General features: G+C 72.3%; 17 protein-coding genes. 13 read left to right on the plus strand and 4 right to left on the minus strand.

The window, feature by feature from the left end:
- The first annotated feature begins 134 nt into the window (after positions 1-134).
- A complete protein-coding gene (locus IEY93_RS26235) occupies positions 135-1,508 on the plus strand; it encodes a hypothetical protein (RefSeq protein WP_189165789.1) in 1,374 nt (457 codons plus the stop codon).
- Between the two features lie 225 nt (positions 1,509-1,733).
- Entirely contained in the window at positions 1,734-2,381 is a 648-nt protein-coding gene (locus IEY93_RS26240) for an ATP-binding protein (RefSeq protein ID WP_229691489.1), read from the plus strand.
- Between the two features lie 71 nt (positions 2,382-2,452).
- Here IEY93_RS26240 and IEY93_RS26245 read toward each other — a convergent pair whose 3' ends face one another.
- The gene (locus tag IEY93_RS26245) at positions 2,453-5,992 is read right to left on the minus strand and encodes a S8 family serine peptidase (RefSeq protein ID WP_189165790.1); all 3,540 of its coding nucleotides are present in this window, start codon (positions 5,990-5,992) and stop codon (positions 2,453-2,455) included.
- Between the two features lie 427 nt (positions 5,993-6,419).
- Here IEY93_RS26245 and IEY93_RS26250 point away from each other — a divergent pair, with 427 nt between their 5' ends.
- Positions 6,420-6,908, plus strand: coding sequence for a YchJ family protein (locus IEY93_RS26250; protein ID WP_307837613.1), 489 nt, complete (start codon positions 6,420-6,422; stop codon positions 6,906-6,908).
- Positions 6,909-7,029: 121 nt separating this feature from the next.
- Here the strand turns inward: IEY93_RS26250 and IEY93_RS26255 are convergent, their stop codons facing one another.
- Positions 7,030-7,494, minus strand: coding sequence for a MarR family winged helix-turn-helix transcriptional regulator (locus IEY93_RS26255; RefSeq protein ID WP_189165792.1), 465 nt, complete (start codon positions 7,492-7,494; stop codon positions 7,030-7,032).
- 86 nt (positions 7,495-7,580) lie between these two features.
- On the opposite strand from IEY93_RS26255, the gene IEY93_RS26260 reads away from it, so the two are divergent.
- The 7 genes from IEY93_RS26260 to IEY93_RS26290 all read left to right on the plus strand — a co-directional run bounded on the left by IEY93_RS26260 (position 7,581) and on the right by IEY93_RS26290 (position 15,763).
- Positions 7,581-8,228 (plus strand): FMN-dependent NADH-azoreductase, encoded by a 648-nt coding sequence (locus IEY93_RS26260; protein ID WP_189165793.1) that lies wholly within the window; start codon positions 7,581-7,583, stop codon positions 8,226-8,228.
- A gap of 189 nt (positions 8,229-8,417) precedes the next feature.
- Positions 8,418-9,521, plus strand: a complete 1,104-nt coding sequence (locus tag IEY93_RS26265) for a Gfo/Idh/MocA family protein (RefSeq protein WP_229691490.1) — start codon at positions 8,418-8,420, stop codon at positions 9,519-9,521.
- 325 nt (positions 9,522-9,846) lie between these two features.
- Positions 9,847-10,911, plus strand: a complete 1,065-nt coding sequence (locus IEY93_RS26270; RefSeq protein ID WP_189165795.1) for a Dyp-type peroxidase — start codon at positions 9,847-9,849, stop codon at positions 10,909-10,911.
- Positions 10,908-11,723 (plus strand): family 1 encapsulin nanocompartment shell protein, encoded by an 816-nt coding sequence (locus IEY93_RS26275; protein WP_189165796.1) that lies wholly within the window; start codon positions 10,908-10,910, stop codon positions 11,721-11,723. Before IEY93_RS26270 ends, IEY93_RS26275 begins: the two co-directional genes overlap by 4 nt.
- Before the next feature lie 675 nt (positions 11,724-12,398).
- Positions 12,399-12,797, plus strand: a complete 399-nt coding sequence (locus IEY93_RS26280; RefSeq protein ID WP_189165797.1) for a peptidase inhibitor family I36 protein — start codon at positions 12,399-12,401, stop codon at positions 12,795-12,797.
- Between the two features lie 203 nt (positions 12,798-13,000).
- Positions 13,001-15,070, plus strand: a complete 2,070-nt coding sequence (locus tag IEY93_RS26285; RefSeq protein WP_189165798.1) for a phosphocholine-specific phospholipase C — start codon at positions 13,001-13,003, stop codon at positions 15,068-15,070.
- A gap of 231 nt (positions 15,071-15,301) precedes the next feature.
- Positions 15,302-15,763 (plus strand): ester cyclase, encoded by a 462-nt coding sequence (locus IEY93_RS26290; protein ID WP_189165799.1) that lies wholly within the window; start codon positions 15,302-15,304, stop codon positions 15,761-15,763.
- A 165-nt stretch (positions 15,764-15,928) separates the two neighbouring features.
- Here IEY93_RS26290 and IEY93_RS26295 read toward each other — a convergent pair whose 3' ends face one another.
- On the minus strand, positions 15,929-19,681 hold the full coding sequence (locus tag IEY93_RS26295; RefSeq protein WP_189165800.1) for a S8 family serine peptidase: 3,753 nt from the start codon (positions 19,679-19,681) through the stop codon (positions 15,929-15,931).
- A gap of 263 nt (positions 19,682-19,944) precedes the next feature.
- On the opposite strand from IEY93_RS26295, the gene IEY93_RS26300 reads away from it, so the two are divergent.
- The gene (locus tag IEY93_RS26300; protein ID WP_189165801.1) at positions 19,945-20,823 is read left to right on the plus strand and encodes a helix-turn-helix domain-containing protein; all 879 of its coding nucleotides are present in this window, start codon (positions 19,945-19,947) and stop codon (positions 20,821-20,823) included.
- Between the two features lie 15 nt (positions 20,824-20,838).
- Here the strand turns inward: IEY93_RS26300 and IEY93_RS26305 are convergent, their stop codons facing one another.
- Positions 20,839-22,545 (minus strand): alpha/beta hydrolase, encoded by a 1,707-nt coding sequence (locus IEY93_RS26305; protein WP_203968859.1) that lies wholly within the window; start codon positions 22,543-22,545, stop codon positions 20,839-20,841.
- Positions 22,546-22,884: 339 nt separating this feature from the next.
- Between IEY93_RS26305 and IEY93_RS26310 the strand changes: the two genes are divergently transcribed.
- Positions 22,885-23,511: a DedA family protein gene (locus IEY93_RS26310; protein ID WP_229691492.1), complete on the plus strand. Its 627-nt coding sequence runs from the start codon at positions 22,885-22,887 to the stop codon at positions 23,509-23,511.
- Positions 23,512-24,448: 937 nt separating this feature from the next.
- Positions 24,449-25,719: ricin-type beta-trefoil lectin domain protein (locus tag IEY93_RS26315; RefSeq protein ID WP_229691493.1), on the plus strand; the 1,271-nt coding region annotated here is incomplete at its 3' end.

Consider the following 25,719-nt stretch of genomic DNA (forward strand, 5'->3'; position numbering starts at 1 on the left):
CGGATATCGGCGGTTATGAGAGTTATATCGCCGATATCCGGTGACCTATTCCACATTTACTTCCGCGATCTTCTTTTTCTTGACAAATCGTGATTGGGTGCGCCCGTGGATGATTTTTTACGGGAGGAGCATCCTTGTCGTCGAAGCTGAACCGCTTCATCACGGCGATCGTCGCGGGAGGTCTCGTCGTTCTGACGATGGCGAGTCCGGCGCACGCCACCTTCGACCCCATCGGGACCGAGCCGGTCGCGCCTTACGCCCAGCCGGTGGACGCGAACGTGCCCAAGCGGGGCTGCACCACGACGCTCTCGGACCCGAAGAACGCGAGCGGGAGCACGCCGGCGGTCCAGGTGATCTACGCCTGGCACGACGGCAACGGCAACAACTACGACGCCTACGTCGAGCGGATCGCCAAGATCGTCGATCGGATGGACTGGCTGCTCGACGAGTCGACCGACTACGACCAGCACATCAAGCTGAGCTGCCGCACCGGCTACGACACCAGCACCTACGCCGGGTACGCGCGGGCGCTGGTAGTGCCGGAGAAGATCGAGTCCGGTGACATCAGCGGGGAGACGACCCCGTACACCATCGCCGACGACCTGGAGGCGGCGGGGTACGACGACGCCGGCCGCAAGTACGTGGTGTTCGAGGACTTCAACGGCACCGCCACCGCCTGGTGCGACGGCGTCTGCGTGGCGACCACCGACGAGTGGGACAGCGCCACCATGATGCACGAGCTGATCCACCTGGCCGACGTGGACCACGCCAAGGTCAGTGAGGTGCCCAACAGCTTCTCGCTGAACGACATCATGATCAGCCAGTACAACGACTGGCAGATCGACCAGGAGTTCAACACCTACTACGACCCGAGCGAGACCTCGGCGCTGTTCTCCACCTCCAGCTATCCCGACACCCGCAAGGTGAACATCGCCGCCTACGCGATGTTCACCACGCCGACCTGCTGCGACATCGGGTACAGCAACGACCTGCTGACCGCGCAGGAACGCACCATCGAGGCCGACGCGCCGTACGCCGGCCCCTCGGGCTTCACGGCGTCCGGCGGCGGCTGGATGCAGATGACCCCGCCCGGGCCCGACAGCCAGACCTCGGCCCGCTACTACGACGGGCGGCGTTCACTCACCATGAACGTGCAGTCCCACGCGGAGGGGCTCGTCTCGGTCACCCGCAAGCCGGCGGTCACCGCCGGGCAGCGCTACCGGTTCTTCGCCCGGCTGACCACGGCCACCTCGGGCAACGTCAAGCTCCGGCTGTCGTGGTACAACTCGTCCAACGCGCTGATCTCCACCAGTGACAGCTCCACCTACGCCCTGTCGACGAGCTGGCAGGAGTACTCGGTCTCCGCCCTGGCGCCGACCGGCGCGGCCACCGTCCAGCTCTCGGTGGTCAGCCCGGCCGGGCAGACCTTCGCCTACCTGCTCGACTCCCTCCAGCTCAACCACTGCAACAACGGGAAGACCACCGACGGGTGCCGCCTCCCCGGCTGATCCCGCCGGCTCCGCCGACCCCGACCGCCCGCCCGGCGCGCCATGCCCGGGCGGGCGGTTCGCGTCCGTGGACGGCGCCGCGCCCCTGCCGCCGGTCCGCCGCCGGGATCGGCGCCGCGTGAAACTTATCCGAGGGGCCGCGCGTTGCTCAGGGCAACGGGCCCGACCCGAGCGGTGATCCGCGTTCGCCTCCCGTCGGGCTCCCGAACGGAGGGCGCGAGGCCGATGACCCCAGAGCCGACCATCTCGCGGCCGGAGCACGCGTGGCGTCCCGGGCAGGCGGTGGCCGACGGCGGCGAGCTGCGCTACCCCGCCGGCTCGCTGGTGCTGCTGGCCGGGCTGCCCGGCGCGGGCAAGAGCACCCTGCTCGCCCGCCTGTACCGGCTGGACGGCCGGGAGACCGCCCCGGTGGCCGCGGCCGGCGAGGTACGGGTGATCGACTCGCGGCAGGCGCGCAACTGGTGGTCGCGCTTCCTCGGCCCGGTTCCGCCGCGTGCCCGCACGCCGATCGTCCACCTCACCCACGTGCTGCGCATCGCCCGGGCGGTGTCGCGCGGGCATCCGGTGATCGCGCACACCCGGGGCACCTGGCCGCACCTGCTGTACGGCTTCGCCCGGCTCGCCCGCGGCCGCGGCGGGATGCACCTCATCCTGCTCGACGTCCCGCCGGCGGCGGCCCGCGCCGGGCAGATCCAGCGCGGCCGGGTGGTGACCGCCGCGACCTTCGCCCGGCACTGCCGGCGCTGGCGGGTGCTCATCGAGCGGGCCCGCTCCGGCCGGCTGCCGCCCGCCGCGAGCGTCACCGTGCTCGACCGCGCCGCGGCCGACGCCCTGTCCGGCATCCGCTTCGGCCCCCGCCCCGCCGACTCCTGAGCCGGGCGGGATGAACGGGACCGGCCCGCCCCCGGGAGCGGGGACGGGCCGGTAGGTGAGGGCCGGGGCGGTCAGCCGGCGGTCTTGTCGGGGCGTTCGGTGACCCGGATCGCGTTGACGATCGGCTCCCCGGCGCGCGCCGTGAAGCAGACGTCGAGCCGGCCGTCGGTGACCTTCACCGTGTACTGCCGGGTGAGCGCGGTGTTCTGCCCGGCCTCCTTGGCGACGTCCAGCGCCGTGACCAGCGGCCGTCCCTCGGCGGTGACATCGAAGACCCGCTTGCCGGGACGCTTGCCGTGGATCTCGGCGAAGCCCAGCTCCACGGTGTACACGCCGTCGGGCACGCCGTCGAAGCGGTACTCCCGCATGCCCTCGCGGGCCGAGGCGAACAGTGCCTGCTCGGTGGTGCCGGCGATCCGCACGCCCGTGCTGGAGGCGTGGCCCGCGCCGACGTAGCCGTAGCCGCCGCGGCTGTACTCCCGGTCGGGCGTCCAGATGTCACCGGCCGCGTCGGTCACCTTCTTGCCGCCGCCGGCCTCCAGGGCGACCTGGACCTTCGGCACCACGACCGACACGGTGACCGGGAACGCCGGGGTGCGGCCACTCGCCGAGCGCACGGTCAGCGTCCCGGTGCGGACGGTGCCCGGCCGGACGCCGGCGCTGGAGGCGGTGACCCGCACCCGCACCGAACCGCCCGCCGCGACCTCGCCGCCGGCCGGGGTCACGCCCAGCCAGTCCTTCGCCGCGGGGTCCACCTCGATCGTGTACGCGGCGGTGGCGCCCGGGTTGGACAGCTCGAACCCGCCCGTCCTGGTCGCGCCGGCCGGCATCACCAGGGTGACCTGACCGGTCGACGCGGTCACCCGGCCGGTGGTCAGCGCGGTGTCCAGCGTGGTGCGCCGTCCCGCCGCGACGGTGACGTCCTTGGTGACCGTGCCGTAGTTCCCGGCCGAGACCTCCACCGGGAAGTCACCGGCCGGGACCTGCCCGAGGAAGGCGCCGTCGGCTCCGGTGGTGAACGTCGCCACGTCGCCCACCTGCACCGTCGCGCCCGCCACCGGCCGCCGGTCGTTGGCGTCGGTGACCGTGCCGGCGACCAGGCCGTGCCCGCGGGCGGCGATGGTGATGCTCTGGCCGTCGCGCAGCACCCCACCGGTCAGGTGGGAGTACTGGAAGGCGTCGGTGCCGTCGGCGTTCTCGATGCCGATCGTGGCGCCCTCGCCGGTGGCGAAATCGCTGCTGATCCCGCGGTAGCGGAACCCGACGGAGCCGTCCTCACCGAGCAGCGCCTCGTAGGAGATGAGCTCGTCCCGGGAGTAGAACCGCGCGTTGCGCCATTCGACGACGAAGGTGCGGTTCGGCGCGGTGCCGATGGTGGCGGTGTAGAGGTGGCCCTCGTCGAAGTCGAACAGCCCCATGTCATCCCAGAACGGGTAGACACCGGCGTTCGGCCCGTCGGCCGAGGGCAGTGACTCGTTGGTCGGGTAGGCGTAGGTGTAGTCGCCGAAGCTCAGGAAGCCGTTCGTGCTCACCATGCCCGAGGTGTAGGTCCTGCCGTAGAACGGGAAGGCGAACGGCAGCGAGATGTTCTGGTATTCGTCGTCGTAGTTCAGCGGCTGCCGCTCGGTGCCCTCGATGTACGGCTCGGTCCCGGTCTTGCAGGTGTAGCCGTAGGAGTCGATGTGGCTGGTCAGCTCGATGTCCTGGGTCAGCGCCGCCGTGACGGTGACCGGGACGGTGGTGTTCTCCGCGCACGGCGACCCGGCGGTGACCGCCAGGTCGTAGGCCTTGCGGGGCAGCCGCAGCTCGTAGCGGCCCTGGGCGTCGGTGACCGTGCTCGCCGGGGTGCCGGTCGCGCGCACCGTGGCGCCGGACTCGGGCAGGCCCACGCTGCTGACCGTGCCCGACACCGTGCCCATCTCCTGCGGCGTCAGCGACAGGTCCTTGGTGGCCGTCGAGCCGTCGCCCACGGTGACCGTCGCGGTGGCGTCGTCGTAGGTGAACTTGCCGGCGGTGATCTGGTAGTCGCCGGCGATCAGGCGCGGGATGGAGTACGAGCCGTCCTGGCCGGTGGTGACGGTCCGGTTCAGCGGGCCGGTGATCTTCACGGTGACGCCTTCGAGCGGCGAGCCGCCCGAGGTGACGGTGCCGGTCAGCGTGCCGAACTCCCCGGCCGGGGTGGCCTGCACGGCCGCGTAGGCGTCCAGCATGCCCTCGCCGTAGACGAAGTTGTCGCCGGCCGTGCCGCCACAGCCCTGGTCGTCCACGTCGGCCGCCGTGCGGTCGAGCAGCTCCCGGGTGAGGGCGACGTCGTTCTTCACGTAGGGGGAGGCCGCCCACATCAGCGCCACGGTGGCGGCGACGTGCGGGCTCGCCATCGAGGTGCCGGACTTCAGCGCGTACCCGCCGCCCGGTACGGCGGAGCGGATGTCGACACCGGGCGCGGTGATGTTCGGCTTGATCTCGCCGTCCTCGCCCTCGCCACGTGAGGAGAAGTACGCGATGCGGCCGTTGACGTCGGCCGCGCCGGCGCTGTAGCTGGCGATGTACCCGCCGGGCGTTCCGGTGGTGCCGCAGGAGGGGCCCTCGTTGCCGTTGGACCAGGCAGGGAAGATGCCCGCGGCGACCCAGGCCTCGACGATGTCCTTGTAGAACAGGTCGATGCCGCTGCCGCCCCAGGAGTTGTTGACGATGTCGGGGGCCAGGTCGGGCCGCGGGTTCTGGCCGTTCAGGTCGGTGGGCGCGAGGATCCACTGCCCGCCGGCCATCGTCGCCGCCCGGGTGCACCCGACGGCGGAGGAGCCGCACCCCTTGATGGAGATGAACGTGGCGCCGGGGGCGACGCCGATGCCGTTGCCCTCACCGTCGTCGCCGACCATGGTGCCGATGGTGTGGGTGCCGTGGCCGCGGTCGTCGCAGGGCTCGGCGGCCGGGCACCAGCCCTCGGGGTCGTACCAGTTGTAGTTGTGATCGGCCGTGCCGTCCGGGCGGGTGCCGCGGTACTTCGACTTCAGCGCGGGGTGGTCCCACTGCACGCCGGTGTCGAGGCTGGCGATGACGACGCCCTCGCCGCGGTCGCCGAGCTCGTTCCACACCTTCGGGGCGTTGATCCGGTCGACGTTCCACTCGACGTTCCCGGTGGCCGCCTGGGCCACGCCCGGCTGCGGGTCGGGGGACGGGCTGGTCTGGTCGGGCTCGATCGAGGCGACCTCGGGAAGCGCGGCGATGTCGGCCGCGAGGCCGGCGTCGCCGGTCACCTTGATGGTGTTGACGATCCAGAACGGCGTGAAGTCGGCGTGGCGCGCCTTGAGCAGCTTGCGGAGGTTCGCCTGGGAGGCGGTGGCGGTCTGCGTCTTCGCGCGGTAGACCTGCCGGCCCTTGTCGGACTTGGTCTTCGCCGTCCGTGCGGTGCGCAGGTCGGCGCGGTCCTTCAGGCGCACCCAGAAGGTGGCCTTGCCGTCCGCGGAGAGCTCCGCCGTGACCACCCGGTTGATCTTGTCGGATCCGGGGCCGGCGGCGGGCGTGGCGCCGTACGCCACGCTCTGGGGGAGGAAGAGGGCGAGCGAGGTGGTCCCGATCAGGGCCGCTCGCCAAAGGCGGGATATGGACACACGATCTCCTTCGCGGGCGCCTGGGCCCCCGCGGGCGTCAGCGACGAGGGTAGGGATCTTGCCGAACTACCGCCGAGAATCGTGATGGCAGAGATGCTTGGACGCAATAGTTGGACAAACCGTCTTAAACAAGAATTAACACGACCTTCGCCGCCTGTATGGGTTCGCCGGAATACGGCCATCGGTGCATGGCCGCTGACCTGCGCCGTCACGCGCCACCGCGGCGCACGGTCCCGTACGCCGCCGACCGGCCCGGCGGCGTGACGCATTCCCGCCAACGACGCGACGCGCCACGTGAAAGGCCCGAAAGGCGGGGCTCCGGCTCGGGCGCCTTCTCGATTCCATCCGAGCGCGCCGCGTCCGCCGCCCTCGGGGCGGGATGGCGCGGGGACCGCGCCGGGAGCCGGGACGGGATAGCCTCGGCAGGGTGACCGGTAGCTCCCGTCCTCGTGGCACGTCCCCGCGTCCCGGCGGCGCCTCCCAGCGTGGCCAGGGAGCGTCATCGCGTGGCGCGGGAACGGACTCGCCGAGCTCGCGGCGCCCCTGCCCCTGCGGCCTGCCCGCCGCCTACGGCGAGTGCTGCGGCCGGTTCCACGCCGGTCGCCCCGCTCCCACGGCCGAGCTGCTGATGCGCTCGCGCTTCGCGGCCTTCGCGGTCGAGGACGAGGCCTACCTGCTGCGCACCTGGCACCCCGCCACCCGGCCGCCTCGGGTCGAGTTCGAGCGGGGCATGCGGTGGAGCGGGCTGGAGATCGAGGAGGTCTCCGGAGGCAGCGCCGTCCACACCGCGGGCACGGTCACCTTCCGGGCCTGCTACACCTTCCGCGGCACCCCCGGTGAGCTGCGCGAACGCAGTCGCTTCAGCCGGCATGACGGCGCCTGGGTCTACGTGGACGGCGACACCGGCATCGGCTGAACCGCCGGCCGCGCGCATCCTGTACGCCGCTCCGGGGCGGGTCGTGACGGCCTGACGGGCCCGGCGTGCGCGAACTCTCGTCCCATGGCTGAGCGGGAGGGCGAGGCCGGGAAGGCGCCGGTCAGAGGACGGCCTCGGTGCACCTGACCTCGGTCTCGCTCGTGGCCTTGCGCAGCAGGGCGTAGAGGAGGTGCCGCTCCTCGGAGCTGAGGAAGCCGAGGACCTCCTCCTCGGCCGCGACGACGGCGCACTCGGCCTGGGTCAGCGTCGCGTGCCCGGTGTCGGTGAGCTCGACGATGTGGCGCCGGCGGTCCTCGGGTGAGCGCCGGCGGGCCACCAGGCCGGCGGACTCCAGCTCGTTGAGCAACCCCACGACGTTCGTGCCGTCCATCGCCAGCCGGGCGGCGAGTGCCTGCTGCGTCGTGCCGCCGCCGTCCCGCAGCAGGGTCAGGGTGACGAAGTGGCGCGGGCGCAGGCCGAGCGGCGTCAGGAGGTTCTCGGTGCGCAGCCGCAGCAGGCGCGCCAGGTGTTCCAGCAGGGGACCCGAGCTCTCGGTCGGCTGGTCATCGGCCGTCGGGATGGTCATGACCCGATTCTAGCCCACTTGACGTAGGGTCGACTCGACGCTAATCATTGATGCGGCACAAGCTATCCATCGAAGGGTAATGAGTGATGTCTCACCTACTTCATATCGATGCCAGCATCCAGGGCGACCGCTCGGTCAGCCGCAGGCTGAGCGCCCGCGCCGCCGCCCTCTGGCAGGCCGCCCACCCCGGCGGGACCGTCATCTACCGCGACTTCGGCCACGACCCGCTGCCGCACCTGGACGCCAAGGGCGGCCTGGCGCGCATGGTGCCGCCGGACCAGCACACCCCGGAACAGGCCGAGTCCTGGGCCCTGACCGAGCGGCTGGTCGAGGAGGTGAAGCAGGCGGACACGGTCCTGCTGGGGCTGCCGCTGTACAACTTCGGAGTGCCGAGCACGGTCAAGGCCTGGGTCGACCACCTGATCGCGGGCGGCCTGTCCTTCGACCACGCGACAGGGGCCCCGCTGCTCGGCGAGCGGGAGTTCATCGTCATCGCCACCCGCGGCGGCGGGTACGGGCCGGGCACGCCGAAGGAAGGGTGGAACCACGCCGAGCTGTGGCTTCCCCACGGCCTGTCGATGACGGGTCTGCACCCCCGGTTCATCTCGGCCGAGCTCACGCTCGCTCCGGTGGACCCGCGGATGGCCGAGCTGATCCCGCTCGCCGAGAAGAGCCTCGCGGCGGCCGAAGAGGAGATCGACCGCCTCTGGACACCGGTTTCCAGCCGCGCCTGATCCCGGTGGCCGGACCGCCCGGCGCCCTGCCGGCGGCCGTTATCCTCGGGGATGCGGAGAAGGCGCCGGGCAGGTCCGCGCCCGGCCGGTCCGCCCGGGGCGAGACGGAGAGCGGGGACGACGCGTGGCGGTCGGCGGAACACGGGGGAGCGGCGCCCTCGCGCGCCGCGGCGTGAGGGGCGCCGGCCGGTGAGGCTCCGGGTGGCCGTCGCGGGGCTCGGCGCCATCGCGCAACTCGTCCACCTGCCGATGCTGGAGCGGCGCGGCGACCTGTTCGAGACGGTGGCACTGTGCGACCCGTCGGCCACGCTGACCGCCCGGACGGCCGTGCGCTACGGCGTGGCCCGGCGCTACACCGACGTCACCGCCATGCTGGACGCGGGCGGCTTCGACGCCGTGCTCGTGCTGACCTCCGGCTCCCACGGCCGGGTGGTCGCGGACGCGCTGCGCCGGGGCCACGCCGTGCTGTGCGAGAAGCCGCTCGCCTACACCCGGGCAGAGGTGGCCGAGATCGCGGCGCTGGAGGATCCGGACCGGCCCCGGCTCATGGTCGGCTACATGAAGCAGTACGACCCCGCCGTCCAGCGGATGGCCGGGCGCCGCCTCGATGTGCGGGCCGTCCAGGTGACGGTGCTGCGGCCGAGCGACCGGTCGCAGCTCGCCTTCGCCCGCCTCCCCGCGCCGCCCGCCGACGTGCCCGCCGAGGTGACCGACCGGCTGCGCGCCCAGGACGACGCGCTGGTGCGCGCCGCGATCGGCGACGCGCACCAGGAGGCGCGGTGGCTGTACACCACCACGATGAACAGCATCAGCCACGACCTGTCGCTGCTGCGCCTGCTCGCCGGCGGCCCCTCCGAGGTCGACCACGCGACCACCTGGCCCGGCGCGGGCGGCCGGTCGGTGGAACTGTCGGGACCGCTGCGCGCCGGCGGCCGGTACGCCGTGCACTGGCACTACCTGAGCGACTACCCGGCCTACCGGGAGACCGTCGCCGTCCATCACGCGACCGGCACCTCCGAGGTGGTCTTCCCCACGCCCTACCTGCCGGGCGCGGCCGCCCGGCTCACCGACGTCGGCGCCGACGGCCGGCTGTCCTACAGCGATGTGACCGGCTCCTTCGAGCGGGAGCTCGCGGCGTTCCACGAAATGGTCACCGACGGCGTCCCCCCGCTCACCGGCCTGCGCGGCGCTCTTGAGGACGTGGTCACCGCCCAGCAGGCGGTGACCCGGCTCCTCCAGCGGGACGGCCTCACCCCCGGCGGCGAAGCCCACCCCCACCTGGAACTCGCCTAGCCGTCCCGCGAAGGCAGGATCCGGCTTGACGGAGACCTTCGTGCCGGGCGCGGCGATCCGGGTGCGCCGGCCGCCGTCCTGGATGATCAACGCTGCCCGTGAAGCGAACGTCCGGCCGGTGCAAGGGTGCGTGGCGGGGCGGGCGGATGAACGGTCCATGACGCCGGCCGTCCCGGCGCGGCCGGTGGGGCGAGGGCGGACGCGGCGGGAGAAGTGGCGGAGGCCGCCGGACGGGCGGCCGGAACCGGCCACCCCGGGGTGGGCACCAGGGGAAGAGGCTGACACCCTTGTGCTTTCGAGGTGCGAGTGGGGGGAGTGCGTGGAGATGACCCAGCAGGTGCCCGCCGGGCCGCCGGGCCGGCCCGCGGTGCCGCAGGCGGTGCTGAGCCCGCTGACCACGGCGGCGATCTTCCTGGTGGTGACGGTCTCGCCGGGGGGCGAGCCCGCGGCCCGCGATCTGCTGACCGACCTGCCGGCGCTGCAGCGCTCGGTGGGCTTCCGGGCGCCGGAGGGGCGGCTGAGCTGCGTCGCGGGCATCGGCTCGGCGGCGTGGGATCGGCTGTTCGGCGGGCCGCGCCCGGCCGAGCTGCACGAGTTCCGCGAGCTGAACGGCCCCGAGCACCGCGCGGTCTCCACCCCCGGAGACCTGCTGTTCCACATCAGGGCGATGCGCCTCGACCTGTGCTTCGAGCTGGCCTCCCAGATCATGGACCGTCTTCGCGACGTCGTCGTGGTCCGCGACGAGGTGCAGGGCTTCAAGTACTTCGACGTGCGTGACCTGCTCGGCTTCGTCGACGGCACCGAGAACCCGGTCGGCCCGGTGGCGAGCGAGGCGGTGCTGATCGGCGAGGAGGATCCGGAGTTCGCCGGCGGCAGCTACGTCATCGTGCAGAAGTACGTCCACGACCTGCGGGCCTGGAACGCGCTGACGGTGGACGAGCAGGAGAAGGTCATCGGGCGGACGAAGCTGTCCAACATCGAGCTGGACGACGCGGTCAAGCCGGCCGACTCGCACGTCGCGCTCACCACGATCACCGACCCCGACGGCACCGAGCGGCGCATCCTGCGCGACAACATGCCGTTCGGCAACGTCGGCAGAGGCGTCTTCGGCACCTACTTCATCGGGTACGCCCGCACCCCCGCGGTCACCGAGCGGATGCTGGAGAACATGTTCCTCGGCGACCCGGCCGGCAACCACGACCGGATCCTCGCGTTCTCCAAGGCGATCACCGGAACGCTGTTCTTCGTCCCCAGCCTCGACTTCCTCGACGACCTTCCCGAGCCCCCCGGCGCCGGCACCGCGGCCGGAGCCGGTACCACCACCGAGAACGAGGCCCCGTACGACGGGTCCCTGCGCATCGGCGATCTGAAGAGGAGCACGTCCCGATGAACAACTTGCACCGCGAGCTGGCACCCATCTCCGACGCGGCGTGGGCCGACCTGGAGGAGGAGGCGCGGCGCACGTTCAAGCGCCACGTGGCCGGCCGGCGGGTCGTCGACGTTCCCGAGCCGGCCGGGCTCACGCTGGCCGCGGTCTCGACGGGGCACCTGGACTCCGTCGAGCCGCCGGCGCCGGGCGTCGTCGCGCGCACCCGGCGCTCGCAGCCGATCCTGGAGTTGCGGGTGCCGTTCACCGTGGACCGCCGCCAGGTGGACGACGTCGAGCGCGGCGCCAAGGACGCCGACTGGCAGCCGGTGAAGGACGCGGCCAAGCGCATCGCGTTCGCCGAGGACCGCGCGGTGTTCGAGGGGTACGCCTCGGCGGGCATCGCCGGCATCCGGGAGAGCTCCTCCAACCCCGCGCTCACCCTGCCGGCCGAGGCGGGCGACTACCCCGACGTGGTCAGCCGGGCCATCTCGGCGCTGCGCCTGGCAGGTGTCGGCGGGCCGTACGACCTGGTGCTGAGCGCCGACGCGTACACCGCCGTGAGCGAGACCGCCGTGCACGGGTACCCGGTCCTGGAGCACATCGCCCGCCTGCTGGACGGAAAGATCATTTGGGCGCCGGCCATCGACGGGGCCTTCCTGCTCTCCAGCCGGGGCGGCGACTTCGAGCTGTGCATCGGCCAGGACCTGTCCATCGGCTACCTGTCGCACGACGCCGACAGCATCGAGCTGTACTTCCAGGAGACGCTGACCTTCCTGGTCCACACCGCCGAGGCGGCGGTGGCGCTCACCCCGGCGTCCCCGGGCATCGCCTGAGATCCGCTCCCCGCCGCCGGGCCGCCGGGGGTCGCACCGCCTCTCCCGGTGCGACCTTCCGGCGGCGGAGGGGCGCGTCCGGGTGCGCGAGGAGACCTTCCGGTCGCCGGGGCGGACTTCATGTCCGGCGCGCAATTCCGCAATTCCCGCGAATGGCCGCTTGTCAGGGGTGTTGCGGATGTAGTCAATGATGTGTTACTTTTTTGCGCGTTCGACTGCTCGGTAAGTGATTCCTTGTTCTCCACCATTCGACTGCGTACGGGGACGCCGTGAGTGTGAGAAAGGCACTGTTGAGAGCCACGAAACCGGCCCCTTGGCGAGCCATGGGCCATCCGGACCGCTTTCCATCGAACCGTCGCGGGGCACGGCGCAGCCGCTCAACGCCCCATCGCGCCCGTCCTCCCGAATTCCCCTTCGAACCTTAGCCGTAGTCGGGTCCGCGCCGGTCACCTGGCCGGTGCGGCGCACTTACGCGTGTCCCGCCGTGCGGGACGCGAGGTTTCCCGTCGCATTCCGGCCGCCGGTCGCGCCGGCACTCGTTCCGCCGGTCCCGCGTGGCCGAAAACGCTTGCCGAGCAGAGGCGCGCATGCGCTGCCGCGTTATGCGCTTAGCCGGCGGAAATCCATTCCCGTCGCCGCCGTCAGGGTTTCATCGAGCATAAAGGGAGAGCGAAAGTGAACGCTTCAAAATTCAACCTCAAGGGCAGGTTCGCGGTCGCGGCGTCGCTGGCGGCCGCCGCGCTACTCGCCGGAGGCCTCGCCACCCCCGCTGCCGCCTCGTCGGCCTCGAAGCTCGCCGGGACGTGCGAGTTCACCCGCACCCTCTGCTTATTCGAGGACACCGGGTACACCGGCGCGAGGTTCACCGCGCAGTCGCTGACTCCTCCCGCGGGCGTCTGCGTCGACCTCGTCGCACACGGCTGGGGCTCCGGACGGGCACACTCGGCGATCAACACCGCGAGCACGATCGCCACGCTGTGGACCAACACCGACTGCACCGGCACCCCCCTTCCGCTGTACCCCGGCAGCTACTCGAGCATCTCCTTCAACGCGGGCAGCGTCTTCGTGTACTGATCCCCAGAGGGCATCGCACCGCGGGGAGGGCCACGAGCGGCGGCCCTCCCCGCGGGCACGCCGCGCCCCGGCGCTTCGCCGCGCGGCCGAGGTTCGTCAACGGTTAATCAGAAATGCCGTTGTACGTCGTCATATTGCTATGCGCAGGCACTGGGATGTCCAGGTCGCCGGAAAGATCGGCGGCCCCAGCAGAAAGGACCACGATGTCCCAGGGCCTGTCCCGCCGAGGGTTCCTCGCCGCCGGCGCCGGCGCCGCAGCGGTTTCGGTGCTGCCGCCGTCCGTGCACGCCGCCATGGCCATGCCGGCGCCCTCGGGCGGGCTGTCGGCGATCAAGCACGTCGTCTTCCTCATGCAGGAGAACCGGTCCTTCGACCACTACTTCGGCAGGCTGCGCGGCGTGCGCGGTTTCGGCGACCGCAACGCGGTCACGCTGCCGGATGGCCGGCCGGTCTTCGAGCAGCCGGACGGCGCCGGCCGTGTGCTGCCTTTCCCGGTACGCGAGGCGGCCGGGATCGTCGGCAAGGACCTGCAGTGGATCTCGGCGCTGCCGCACGGCTGGGGCGACGGCCAGCAGGCCGCCGCCGATGGCTGGCACAACGGCTGGGTCGCCGCCAAGAGCCCGGCGACCATGGCCTACTACGAGCGCCGGGACCTCCCGCTGCAGTACGAGCTGGCCGACAGCTTCACGATCTGCGACCACTACTTCTGCTCGGTGCTGTCGTCGACCAGCCCCAACCGCAACTACCACGTCAGCGGGCACACCGGCTACGAGCCGGGCACCACGAAGCGGGCCATCGACAACTCGGCCTACGACGAGGACACCCACGCCGGCTACACCTGGGCGAACGCCGGGGAGGTCCTGGAGGCCGCCGGCCACTCCTGGAAGGTCTACCAGGAGTGGGACAACTACGAGGACAACAACCTCGAGTTCTTCGCCGCCTTCCGACGCATCGCGCGCAAGGCGCTGCGCGGCGACTTCCAGAGTATGGACTCCTTCTACTCGGCCCTCGGCCGGGCGGCCACCGACGCCGACCGCGAGGCGATGCTGGCCCGCCTGGAGGAGGGCGTCGCCGCGCTCACCCCGCAGGAGCGCTCGCTCTACGAGCGGGCGCTGCGCCGGGGACGGCCGGGCACGCTGGCCGCGGGCTTCCGCGCGGACGTCGAGGCAGGCCGGCTGCCCAAGGTCAGCTACATCGTGCCGCCGGCGGCCGACTCCGAGCACCCCAGCGCCTCCTCGCCGATCCAGAGCGCCCAGATCACCTGGGACATCCTGGACGCGATCGCCTCGACGCCGGAGGTCTGGCGTTCCACTGCGCTGTTCATCACCTACGACGAGAACGACGGCTTCTTCGACCACGTGCCGCCGCCGCGCCCGCCGGCCGAGCGGACCGACGAGTTCTACGACGGCAAGCCGATCGGCCTCGGCGTCCGGGTGCCGATGGTCGTCGTGTCGCCGTGGACCATCGGCGGGTACGCCTGCTCCCAGGTGTTCGACCACTCCTCCACGGTCCGCTTCCTGGAGAGCTGGCTGAAGGTGCGCTTCCCCGACATCTCGGCGTGGCGGCGCACGGTGTCGGGCGACCTCACCTCGGCCTTCGACTTCACCAGGGCGGGGTCGCGCCCCACCCCTGCGCACCCCGCCCCCGTACCGCCGTTCACCGGACGCTGGCGTCCCGCCCCGCCCGCGGACCAGCGGATGCCCGTGCAGGAGAAGGGCGTGCGGCGGGCCCGCCCGCTGCCGTACCAGCCGGAGGCCTCGGCCCGGCTGCACGGTGCCGAACTGCGCCTCACCCTTGCCAACCGGGGCACCGAGAGCGCGCACATGGCCGTCTACCCGTACGCCGGTGAGCTGCCGGCGCCACTGCACGCCGACGTGCTGGGCGAGACCACACGGGTCGTGCCGGTGCCCGGTGACCGCTACGAGCTGGTGCTGACCGGCCCGAACGGCTTCCGCAGGGAGTTCTCCGGCTCGCGGGCCGGAGCGGCGGCCGGGGTGCAGGTCTCGGCGCAGGTCGACGGGGAAGCGCTGCGGCTGACCCTGCTGCTGGTCAACGAGGGCACCGAGCGGGTGAGGCTGCGCGTCCGCGCGCTGGCCTACGACGAGCGTGACCTCGCCGTCGTCCTGCGGCCCGGCGAGAGCCGGCGGGTTCCCTGGCCGGCCAAGGAGGCGCAGGGCTGGTACGACGCGCGGATCACCTGTGAGCAGGACGCGAGTTTCGGCCGGCGCCTCATGGGCCACATCGAGAACGGCCGTCCCAGCATCACCGGCTGAGCCCGTGCCCGCGCCCGCCGCCGTCCCGCACGCAGGGACGGCGGCGGGCGCGTGCCACGGCCACGGGCGCCGGGAGGAGGCTCCCGTGGGAGGTGCCTTTGGCGCCGGCGTGGATCCGGATACGAGCGCGAGGACGTTCCATGGCGGAGTCGGGACCTGAGCAGGAGATCGGGTTGACCGTGACCCGGGTACGGTGGTCCAGACCCAAGCAGCCTGCGAGGGACCAGCGTTATGTCTGAGAACTGGGATCTGAAGCATCGCCTGTGCGATGCGATCAACGCACATGACATGAAGCAGATACTCGATTGCTACAGCCCGGATGCCGTCTACGTCGCGCCCGCGGGGATCACCGAGGGACGTGAGCAGATCGCCTGGCTCTACGAGCAGCTCTTCACGGCCTTCCCCGACTTCCACCTGACGCCGGTGTTCGAGTTGGCGGAAGCCGACGACCCCGCGGTGACCGAATGGACGGTCACCGGCACCCACAAGGGGCCCTTCCTGCTGCCCGACGGGCGCGAGGTGCAGGGGAGCGGCCGCCGCGTGGTCTTCCGCGCCACCTGCTCGACCTTCGCGGAGCACGGCGAGATCATCGCGCACCGGGAGTACTTCGACCAGCTCGAGCTGTACAGCCAGCTCGGCTTCGGGCTGACCGAGCTCGATCCGGCCCTCCGGTTCGCCGAGGCGGGGGCGTAGGCCGCCGGAGGGCACCTCCTCCGGGAACGACGACGGCCACACCGGGCCGTGCGGGGCGGGTACGCCGCCACGGGCGGTCCGGCGTGGCCGGGGTCGAAAGAAGGGCCGGGAGCCGTTGTCCGAAGATCGGGTGGATCTCCGGACGGCGGCTCCCGGCCCCGCGCGTCACTTCAGGCCGAAGGCGCGGGTGATGGTCTGCGAGACCGTGTTGCCCTCGGAGTCCGCGGCGGTGGTCCGCAGGGTGGCGTACGACGCCGACGCCGGGGCGGCCAGGTCGGTCCGCCACGTCGTGCCGTCCTTGCGCAGCCGGGTGGTGCGCCAGGTGGCGCCGTCGTCGTAGGAGACCTCCAGCGTGGCGGCGCGGATGGCGCCCGCTCCCCGCACGTCCTCCAGGTGGAGCGGGGTGACGGCGAGCGAGGCGTGCCGGCGCGCCCGGCCGGACACGTCGGTGTCCACGTCGTAGTCGAGCTGGATCAGCGGCAGCCGCGCGATCTCCTCCGGCCCGCCGGTGGCGGCGGAGGTGAAGCCCCACTCGGTGCGGCTGGAGGTCGAGTACGGGTTCGCCCACTCGCCGCGCGTGTTCTCCGACACCAGCCGGTACGGCAGCCGCTCGGGCCGCAGGCCGGGGACGGCCAGCTGGTCGTAGGATGCCTCACCGAGCAGGGCGCCGCCCTGGTAGAGCTTCAGCGAGTTGGACACCATCTGGTTGTACAGGCTGCGGCCGATGTGGCCGGCGCCGGAGTCGCCCCAGCCCGGCATCACGACGTGGATGGTGTCGTCCAGCCGCAGCGGGGTGGTCTCGGCCTCGGTGCGCGGCCGGTGGATCGGGCCGAACCAGTGCACGTCGGTCGTGGTCCCCGCCCGGTAGGTGACCTTGGGGTTGTACTGCTGCACCTCACGGTAGAGGCTGGTCTGCTCGTGCCAGGCGACCCCGCCCGTGACGTAGTCGGTGCGCTCGCCGATGGCCGGAGCGGTGAACCCGCCGATGTTGCTGGCGGTGGTGTAGCCGAACCGCCAGAAGTCGGAGCGGTTCTCGATCGCCTTGCCCTGCCGGTAGTTGCGGAAGGACACCGCGAGGCGGGCCAGCTCGCTCTCCTTGGGCCGGTAGACCGGCTCGGCGGGCACGGCGCCGGTGAAGTGGTGCACCAGGTCGTAGACGTACTCGGTGACCGGGTTGGAGGTGACCTCCAGCGGCGTGCGCCGCCCGCCCTGGATGCGGGCGATCAGCTTCTCGCCCTCGTCCTGGCCGAGCGAGGCCACCGTCAGCGGCGCGGGGTTCGGCGGCAGGTAGACGCCGTCGTCCCACGGCTGGACCCGCCCGTAGCCCTGGGCGACGACCAGCAGCAGCTTGGCCCCGGCGGCCGCGGCCGCGGCGACCTGGTCCTCGCGGGAGACGGCGCCGTCCCTGACCACCACGGCCTTGCCGGCGACCGGGCGGGAGCGGTACGCGGCCGCGTCGCCGTCACCGGCGAAGACCGCCTCCAGGGTGTGGCGGCCCTTGGGCAGCGGTGCGGCGCCGCGGTGGACCATCAGGTCGTCGTAGGCGTGGTCCCCGGCGGAGACGGTCAGCGCCGGCTGCTCCAGCCGCCAGTGGCCGCCGGCCTCGAACTCTCCGACGCGCACCTTCGGGCCGGTCGGCAGCGTCCACACGCTGTCGTAGCCAAGGTCCGGCCACCGGCTGGAGGCGGTGTAGTCGCCGTCGGAGACGCCGCGGTAGATGTCGAAGCGCATGCCGCTCAGCGTGCTCGCCTTGGGTCCGACGGCGGTGATCGGCCGCGCCTTGCGCGCGTCGAACGTCATCGTCCGGTCCCGGTCGAGCACGAGGTCGGTGACGGCGAGCATCCCGAGGCCGAGCGAGTGCGGCCCGTGCGCGCCGGTCAGATCGGCGTCCAGCCAGGCGGTGTAGGTGCCGCTCGGGATGCGCAGGTCGAGGGTGCCGGTCGCGTCCAGGTAGAGGGGGAGGAAGAAGCCCTTGGCCGTCAGGATGACGGTGCCGCTCAGCGGCTCGCCGGACCGGTCCTTGGCGGTGAGGGTGAGGTTGCGGCGCTCGCCCTCCTTGGAGACACCGATCGTGGTGCGGACGTGCACCGCGCCGCCGTCGGTGGCCTCCACGGTGCCGGTCACCGGGGTGTCGGCCGGTACGCGGTCCAGCACGGCGGTGAGCTTCACCGTGGCGGTGCCGTGCGCGGGAACGGTGACCCGCGGCGCCGACAGGGTGAACGCCTCGGTCGGGGCGCCGGTCAGCCGGGTGGCCAGGTCGAGGGTGACCGGGGCGTCGCCCGCGTTGGTGTAGGTGATCTCCTTCTCGCTCGTGGCGCCCGGCTCGGTCGGGTAGCCGTGGAACCCGGCGAACGCGCTGGCGGTGCCGAACACCTTGGCGGCGCTGGTCGCGGCGATGTCCAGCCGTCCGGCGCCGGTGTCGGTGACCGCGGCCTCCACGGGCTTGGCCGTGCTGACCAGGGCGTCCTTAAGCTGGGCGCCGGTCCAGTCGGGGTGCTGGGCGGCGAGCAGCGCGGCGGCGCCCGCGACGTGCGGGGTGGCCATCGAGGTGCCGCTCATCGTCGTGTAGTAGCCCTCGCCTTCCAGCGAGTACTGCGAGCGGGCGGCCAGGATGTCGACGCCGGGGGCGGAGATGTCCGGCTTGGGGGCCCAGTCGCCGGGGCGCGGGCCGCGGCTGGAGAACTCGGCCGTCGCGTCGGCGGAGTCGACCGCGGCGACGGCCAGCGCGGCGTCGGCCACGGCGGGGGTGGAGACGGTGAAGTTCGCCGGGCCGGAGTTGCCGGCGGCGATCACGAACAGCGCGCCGGTCTCGGCGCTGAGCCGGTCGACCGCGAGGCTCATCGGATCGGTGCCGTCGGAGGGCCCCGCGCCGAGGCTCATGCTGATGATCTTGGCGTGCTCTTCGCGGGCGGCCCACTCCATGCCGGCCAGCACCCACGAGTCCAGGCCGCCGCCGTCGTCGGCCAGCACCTTGCCGACGTGCAGCCGGGCGCCGGGGGCGACGCCCTTCTCCTTGCCCCCCGAGGCCGCGCCGGTGCCGGCGATGGTCGAGGCGACGTGCGTGCCGTGCCCCGCGCCGTCCTCGACGGACGCCTCGGGGACGAAGCTGCGGGTGGCGGCCACCTGCCCGGCGAGGTCCGGGTGGGCGGTGTCGACGCCGGTGTCCAGCACGGCCACGTCCACGCCCGCGCCGGTGTCGCCGCTCTCCCACACCTTGGGCGCGCCGATCTGGGCGGTGCTGTCGGCCAGGTCGGCCTTGACCTTGCCGTCCAGCCAGACCTTGGCGATGCCGCCCGCCAGCGAGCCGCCGGCCTGCGTGCCGCGCGCGGCGGCGTCCGGGAGGGTGGCGCCCTTGGTGAGCGCGGTCCAGAAGCCGGCCGAACGGTCGGCGTCCACCGCCGCGCCCTGGATGCTGCTCAGGGCGCGCACTTCGCGGGCACCCTGGGGCGGCGCGGCCGTACGGGCGCGCGCGGCGGCGTCGGTGTAGGTGACGATCAGCGGCAGGCGCGAGCGGTGCGCGTCGTCGTACCCGTCGGCGATCAGCCGGGTGACGTTGAACAGGTCCCGGTCGAGCATGCCCGCCGCGACGTAGCGCAGCGCGGACCGCGGGTAGACGTAGGTCTCGCCCTTCTCGGCGTGGGTGACGGCGTCGGCGGGACGGCCGTCCGGGCCGAGCACGCTGCGGGTCTCGGTGCCGTCCGGCGCGGTGCCGACGGTCACCTTGTCCCCGGTGATCAGGGTGACGGTGCGTCCGGCGGCGGAGGCCGCGGTGGCGCGTGCGGCGGTGGCCAGAGCACGGGCGGACGCGCCTGGGGAGGTGGAGGCGGCGGCGGGAGGGACGGCGGCCAGCGCCGTGAGCGCCGCGAGGGCGACGCCCAGTGCCAGCGGCGCGCGTCCCCGGGAGGGAGGTGATGACAAGGTGACCCCAGAGCTAAAAGTTCAGGAAGCTTGCCTGATTCTGGACAGGCGCCCCGGGGTTACGGTCCTTATCTCTTTGTCGCCTTTGTGTCATGTCGCATATCCGAAACCGCAGGTTCCCGCCCCGGGAGAGGGCCTCCGCGCATGGCGGCCCGCTTGCCGGGGCGCCGCACGCCCTCCGTTCGCCCGCGTCCACGCGGGGAGCGGAGCCTGGTATCAGGGGGGACAGGATGCGGAACGCGAAGCCGCATAGCCTGGAGGGCATGGCGACCAAGAGTGAACTCGGCGCATATCTCAAGGTGCGGCGCGAGCGTCTGCGCCCCGAGGAGGTCGGCCTGCCTGCGGGGTCCCGGCGCCGGGTGCCCGGCCTGCGACGCGAGGAGGTCGCGCTGCTCTCCGGGATCAGCGTGGAGTACTACCTGCGACTGGAGCAGGGACGCGACCGTCACCCCTCCGACCAGGTGCTCGACGGCATCTCCCGCGCGCTGCGGCTGGACGCCGACGCCGACGCGTACCTGCGCGAGCTGGCACGTCCCGCGCGCCCGGCCACCCGCCGCGCGCCGCGGCCGGAGCGGGTCGCCTCGTCCGTGCAGAACCTGATCGACCAGTGGACGACCACGCCGGCCCTCGTCCACGGCAGGTACCTGACCACGCTCGCCGCCAACCCGCTCGCCATCGCCCTCAGCCCGGCCTTCAGGCCGGGCGTCAACACCCTGCGCGCGGCGTTCCTGGACCCCGAGATGCGCGAGTTCCACCGCGACTGGGACGAGATGACCGCCAAGGCCGTCGCCTACCTGCGGTCCGTCGTCGGCGGCGCCGGCGAGGACCCGCGGCTGCTGGAACTGCTCGGCGAGCTCAGCCTGCACAGCGAGCGGTTCCGCACCCTGTGGGCCCGCCAGGACGTCCGGCACAAGACCAGCGGGGTCAGCCGCATGGTGCACCCCCAGGTGGGCCCGCTCGATCTGCGCTACGAGAAGCTGGCGCTTCCCGGAGCGCCCGGGCAGATGCTGGTCACCTACCACGCCGAGCCGGACTCGCCGTCCTTCGAACGTCTGCAGCTGCTCGCCCACCTGACCACCCGTCCCGCCGCGCCGGAAAGTCACCGGAACACCCCCGCCACCGCACGCCCGGGCACCGGATGACCTCTCGAACGAGGTTCAGGAGGACGACATGCGCCGCACCAGGCCGGTGAGCAGCGCCGTGCGCTGCGGGGTCCAGCCGGGCGGCGGCGCGATGCTCGCCCAGGCCGCCGCCACGTCCCCCGCGTAGTCGTGGCCGTGTCCGGGCGGGGCCTCCAGTGAGACCGCGAGATCGGCGGTGACCTGCCAGAACGTGACGAACGGGTACCAGTGGAAACTGGGCAGCACATCATCCCCGCGCGCCTCGGACAGCCAGTCGGGCTTCTCGAAGATCAGCCGCGGCGTCCACCACACGATCGGGTCCGACGGATGCTGCAGGTAGACCACCCGCGGCGGCGGCCACGGCCCGGGCAGGGCGGTCAGGTCCGGCGGCCGGTTGGCGAACCGGATCGTCTCGCCTCTCCGGTAGACGGGCAGGGCCTCCCGGCTGCCGGCGTCCCGGTCGTCCACGAACCGGCGCCACAGCCTACTGCTGTCGGGCGGGCCGGCGAACAGCGCCCCGTCCGTACGCCGGCGCAGGTCCTGCTCGCCGCCGAACGCCGCCTCCGCGCCGAAGGCCCCGAGGCTCTCGCCGAAGACCAGCAGGCGCGGGCGGTGCCCCGCGGGCAGCCGCGCCCAGCGGGCGTGCACCTGCTCGAACAGCTCGCGCCCCGCGGCGACCGCCCGCTCCCGGTCCACCAGGAACGACAGCCAGCTCGGCAGGTAGGAGTACTGCATGGCGACCAGTGCGCTGTCCCCGTCGTACATGTACTCCAGCGCGGCGGCCGCCTGCGGGTCCACCCATCCCGTCCCGGTCGTGGTGATCACGCACAGCACCTTGCGGGCGAAAGCGCCGGTCCGGTCCAGCTCGCGTACGGCCAGCGCGGCCCGCTCGCGCAGGGTCGGGGCGGAGTCCAGGCCGGTGTAGACCCGGATCGGCGCGGCGACGGCCCGCCCGCCGAACCGCCGCAACTCCTGCACGCTGGTCGCGCCGGCCACGAAGTCGCGTCCCTCCAGGCCCAGGGACGGCCAGGAGACCAGAGAGGAGGGCCCGCCCGACTGGGTGGCCGCCCGCGGCGGCGAGGTGCCCGGACTGGTCTCCCTGTTCAGCGCGGCGAAGCTGCTGTCGGCCCCGCGGAGCAGTGCCTCGGTGAGGACGCCCTCGGTCAGCGAGATGGTCAGCACGGTGATCCCGATCATGGCCGCGGCCCGGGCGGCGGCCGGGGGGATCCACCTGCCCAGGAAGCGGCCGAGCGCGAGGGCGGCCCGGCGGAGCGTCCTGGCGAGGGCGAGGAACACCAGGAACACCCCGGCCGCTACCAGCGGCACCCCGAGGTAGCCGAGCCGCTGGGGCGGGAGCAGCCCCATCAGCGGGTAGATCTCGCGCTGTGCCTGGACACCCAGATACAGGGAGGCCGCGACGGCGCCGCAGCCGGACAGGCCGACCAGCCGGCGGACGGCGCGGGCGGTCTCCGGCTCCGGGCGGCGGGGGATCAGGCGGCGGACCACCGCCCCGATGATCACTCCGGTCAGGTACCCGGTCGCGGCGAGCACGCCGGCGATGAGGCCCTGAAGCTGCCAGGAGCGCGGGAGCAGGGACGGCGTCAGCGACAGGCAGAAGAAGATCGCGGCGAACGCGCCCCCGGTCGCGTCCAGCCGCGGGACGACGTGGACCCGCCCGAAGACGAGTACGCTCGCGGCGACGTCCAGTCCCAGGGCGATCCGCATCCGCCCGAGCCGCCCCATCAGGTAAGGTCCCCGATCTCGCCATGTGCCTGCACCGCACGGACGCGGGCCCCCGGCGGCACCGGGCCCGTGGCATGCCCGCCGCCCGGAGTCGGCAGGCTATCAACGCCACCTGAGCGCCCGCCCAGCGGCCCGGCTTGGGCCCTGCGGTGATGACGGGGTGCGAAGATCGGTCGCTCGGCGTGACGAGAGGGCCCCGGAGGCAGGGGCGCCCCCGCAGGCGGCGGCGCGTTCCGCCCTCCCCGCGAGGGCGGGATGCCGCCGCAGGACCGCAGGTGGCGCCCCGTACCGTGGGGTACGGCCGGGGGAAGCGTAAGGCGGAGAAGCGGGGTGCGCGCGGTGTCGCTGACCATCCTGACAGCGCTGTGGCAGGCGGCCGGCGAGTACGGGTATCTCGCGATCGCCCTGCTGGTGCTGCTGGAGGACTTCGGCGTCCCGGTGCCCGGTGAGACCGTCCTCATCGCCGCCGCGGTCTCCGCCGGAGAGGGGCGGCTGTCCATCGTGGCCGTCGTGGCCGTGGCGTTCCTCGCCGCGGTCACCGGCGACAACCTCGGATACCTCCTCGGCCGCACCGCCGGGCGCCGCCTGGTCACCCGGTATGGCCGCTATGTGTTCATCACCCCGCGGCGGCTCGCCCGCGCCGAGGAGTTCGTCGGCCGGCACGGCGCCAAGGTCGTCATCGTCGCCCGTTTCATCGAAGGGCTGCGCCAGCTCAACGGCATCGTCGCGGGCGGGGCGGGCATGCCGTGGCGCCGGTTCCTGCTCTGCAACGCGATCGGCGCGGCGCTCTGGGTGGGTGTCTGGGCGAGCGTCGGCTACCTCGCCGGGAACCATCTCGTCGCCGTCGAGGCCGCCCTGCGCCGCTACCAGTGGTTCGCGATCGCCGGTCTGGTCCTCCTCGTCGCCGGTTACGCGGCCTTCCACCTCGCCCGGCGGCGACGCGCCCGCCACCGCGACCCCCGGTAGACGGCCGCGTCGTCATCGCCTCCGCCGGTGGGCTCCGGTCGCGGTCTCCCGGGGCCCGGCGGCGATTACAACCGGCGCGGCGAGGCTCATCCATACCTTGAGAAGGCTTATTTCTGAACACGCACATGAGGGCGCCGGCCACTGTTGGTTATTTCGTTCCAGTGACCAGGCAGAATGCCACTCTATCCCGCTGATGTCCCGCCGTCCCCGTGCCGCCGGCGTCCAATGTTTCGTATTCATCGCGGGGGTGCGCTGAGCGCCGCTGCGCTATGAGTCGTACTTTTCTGGGAATCGAAGGGACTGCTCGGACGCTACTCGATTCGAACGACGGTGGCTGTGCCGAATGCCGCGTTCGCCGGACGATCGGACCAGGGGAGCGGCGTCCCGGGCACCCGCCCTCAACAGCGGATTCCGTCCCGGCCGCGGCTGCGGAGAGACCCGCGCGCACCCCCTCGCTCCCCATGGCCGCCCGCCCCGCGCCGCTCCCACCGCGCGGCGCGCGGGCGGAACGTTTCGGTGCCGGGCACTGAAAGTTTCACAGCCATGCCCGGTGGTGGCCATGGTCACTCGCCCTGGCCAGATGCCGGAGGAGCGGACCGTCTCGCGGGAGGGTCCGCGGCCGGCAAATGGCCGGATCTTGACAGCTCTCGGCGCGGTCATATTTGCTCCGCTGCACCTCCGCCTCGGCCACCGGAAGAAAGGAGATCCGATCGGCGGCGTCGAGCGAGCGCCGGTATTCCAGAACCCGATGAGCCGGCACCCGCGCGCCGGGCCGGCCGGGCGCGATCGGCGAAACACCTCGCACGGCATCGCCCTGTTGTCCACCGGGCCGGAAACCGGGAATTCCGCCGGCCGGTCCCCGCACCACCGTAGAAGACGGCGGAATGGCTTCCCTGGCTATGCATGTCACCATGGCAACGGCAAAGGAATATGCGTCATGTTGAGGAAACGGTCCCTCTTCACCGCCATCGCGGCCGCGGCGCTGATCGTCTCGGCCACGTCGGCGCAGATGGCACTGGGCGACAGTGCGAGCACCTCCACGTCGCTCGCGAAGCAGAGCGCCCTCGCGCCCACCGCCGGTTGCGGAAAGACTCCGACGCTGAGAAGCGGTACGCAGTCGATCACTACCAGCGGGAAGAATCGCAGTTACATTCTGCGAATCCCCGACAACTACAACAACAACACGCCCTACCGGTTGATCTTCGGATTCCACTGGAACGGCGGCACCGCCAATGATGTCGACTCCGGTGGCACCAGTGGCTATCCCTGGTCCTATTACGGGATCCGGGCGCTGTCCAACAACACCGCCATTTTCGTCGCTCCGCAGGGTTTCAACAACGGCTGGGCGAATTCGGGTGGCGAGGACACCGTTTTCGTCGACGACATGATCCGGCGGATCGAGTCGGACCTCTGTGTCGACACCGCCCAGCGCTTCGCCATGGGCTTCAGCTACGGCGGCGGCATGAGCTACTCGCTCGCCTGTAACCGGGCGAACGTCTTCCGCGCGGTGGCGGTCTACTCCGGCGGACAGCTCAGCGGGTGCAGCGGCGGCACCGACCCCATCGCCTACATCGGGCTGCACGGCCTCAGGGACCCGGTGCTGAACATCTCCACGGGCCGGTCGCTGCGCGACAGGTTCGTCCGGAACAACGGCTGCACGGCCCAGAACCCGCCGGAGCCGGCGCAGGGCAGCCTGACGCACATCGTCACCTACTACTCCGGCTGCCGCGCCGGGTATCCGGTCGCCTGGGCGGCGTTCGACGCCGGTCACACCCCCAACCCCTCGGACGGCAAGTCGGGCGACTTCGAGCCCGGGGAGAACTCCTGGACCAGGCCCGTGGTGTGGAACTTCTTCACGCAGCTCGGGGCCGGCAACCCGTCGCCGGAGCCCACTCCCACGGTCACTCCCACGGGCAACCCGCCGGCGACGAGCACCATCCGGGGCCAGGCCTCGGGCCGGTGCCTGGACGTCAACGGCGCCTCGCAGTCCAACGGCGCCGCGGCGCAGATCTGGGACTGCAACGGCCAGAGCAACCAGCAGTGGACGTCCAACAGCGCCAGTGAGCTGCGGGTGTACGGCAACAAGTGCCTGGACGTCAACGGCGCCGGCACCGCCGACGGCACCGCGGTGATCATCTGGGACTGCAACGGCCAGAACAACCAGAAGTGGCGCTTCAACAGCGACGGCACCATCACCGCCGTCGGCGC

Source organism: Sphaerisporangium melleum, assembly GCF_014646695.1.
Classification (GTDB): Bacteria; Actinomycetota; Actinomycetes; order Streptosporangiales; family Streptosporangiaceae; genus Sphaerisporangium; species Sphaerisporangium melleum.

Coding starts and splice junctions, on each gene's coding strand:
- IEY93_RS26240 (WP_229691489.1), top strand. CDS start 1,734: ATGACCCCAGAGCCGACCATCTCGCGGCCGGAGCACGCGTGGCGTCCC.
- IEY93_RS26255 (WP_189165792.1), bottom strand. CDS start 7,494: ATGACCATCCCGACGGCCGATGACCAGCCGACCGAGAGCTCGGGTCCC.
- IEY93_RS26260 (WP_189165793.1), top strand. CDS start 7,581: ATGTCTCACCTACTTCATATCGATGCCAGCATCCAGGGCGACCGCTCG.
- IEY93_RS26270 (WP_189165795.1), top strand. CDS start 9,847: ATGACCCAGCAGGTGCCCGCCGGGCCGCCGGGCCGGCCCGCGGTGCCG.
- IEY93_RS26275 (WP_189165796.1), top strand. CDS start 10,908: ATGAACAACTTGCACCGCGAGCTGGCACCCATCTCCGACGCGGCGTGG.
- IEY93_RS26285 (WP_189165798.1), top strand. CDS start 13,001: ATGTCCCAGGGCCTGTCCCGCCGAGGGTTCCTCGCCGCCGGCGCCGGC.
- IEY93_RS26290 (WP_189165799.1), top strand. CDS start 15,302: ATGTCTGAGAACTGGGATCTGAAGCATCGCCTGTGCGATGCGATCAAC.
- IEY93_RS26300 (WP_189165801.1), top strand. CDS start 19,945: ATGGCGACCAAGAGTGAACTCGGCGCATATCTCAAGGTGCGGCGCGAG.
- IEY93_RS26305 (WP_203968859.1), bottom strand. CDS start 22,545: ATGGGGCGGCTCGGGCGGATGCGGATCGCCCTGGGACTGGACGTCGCC.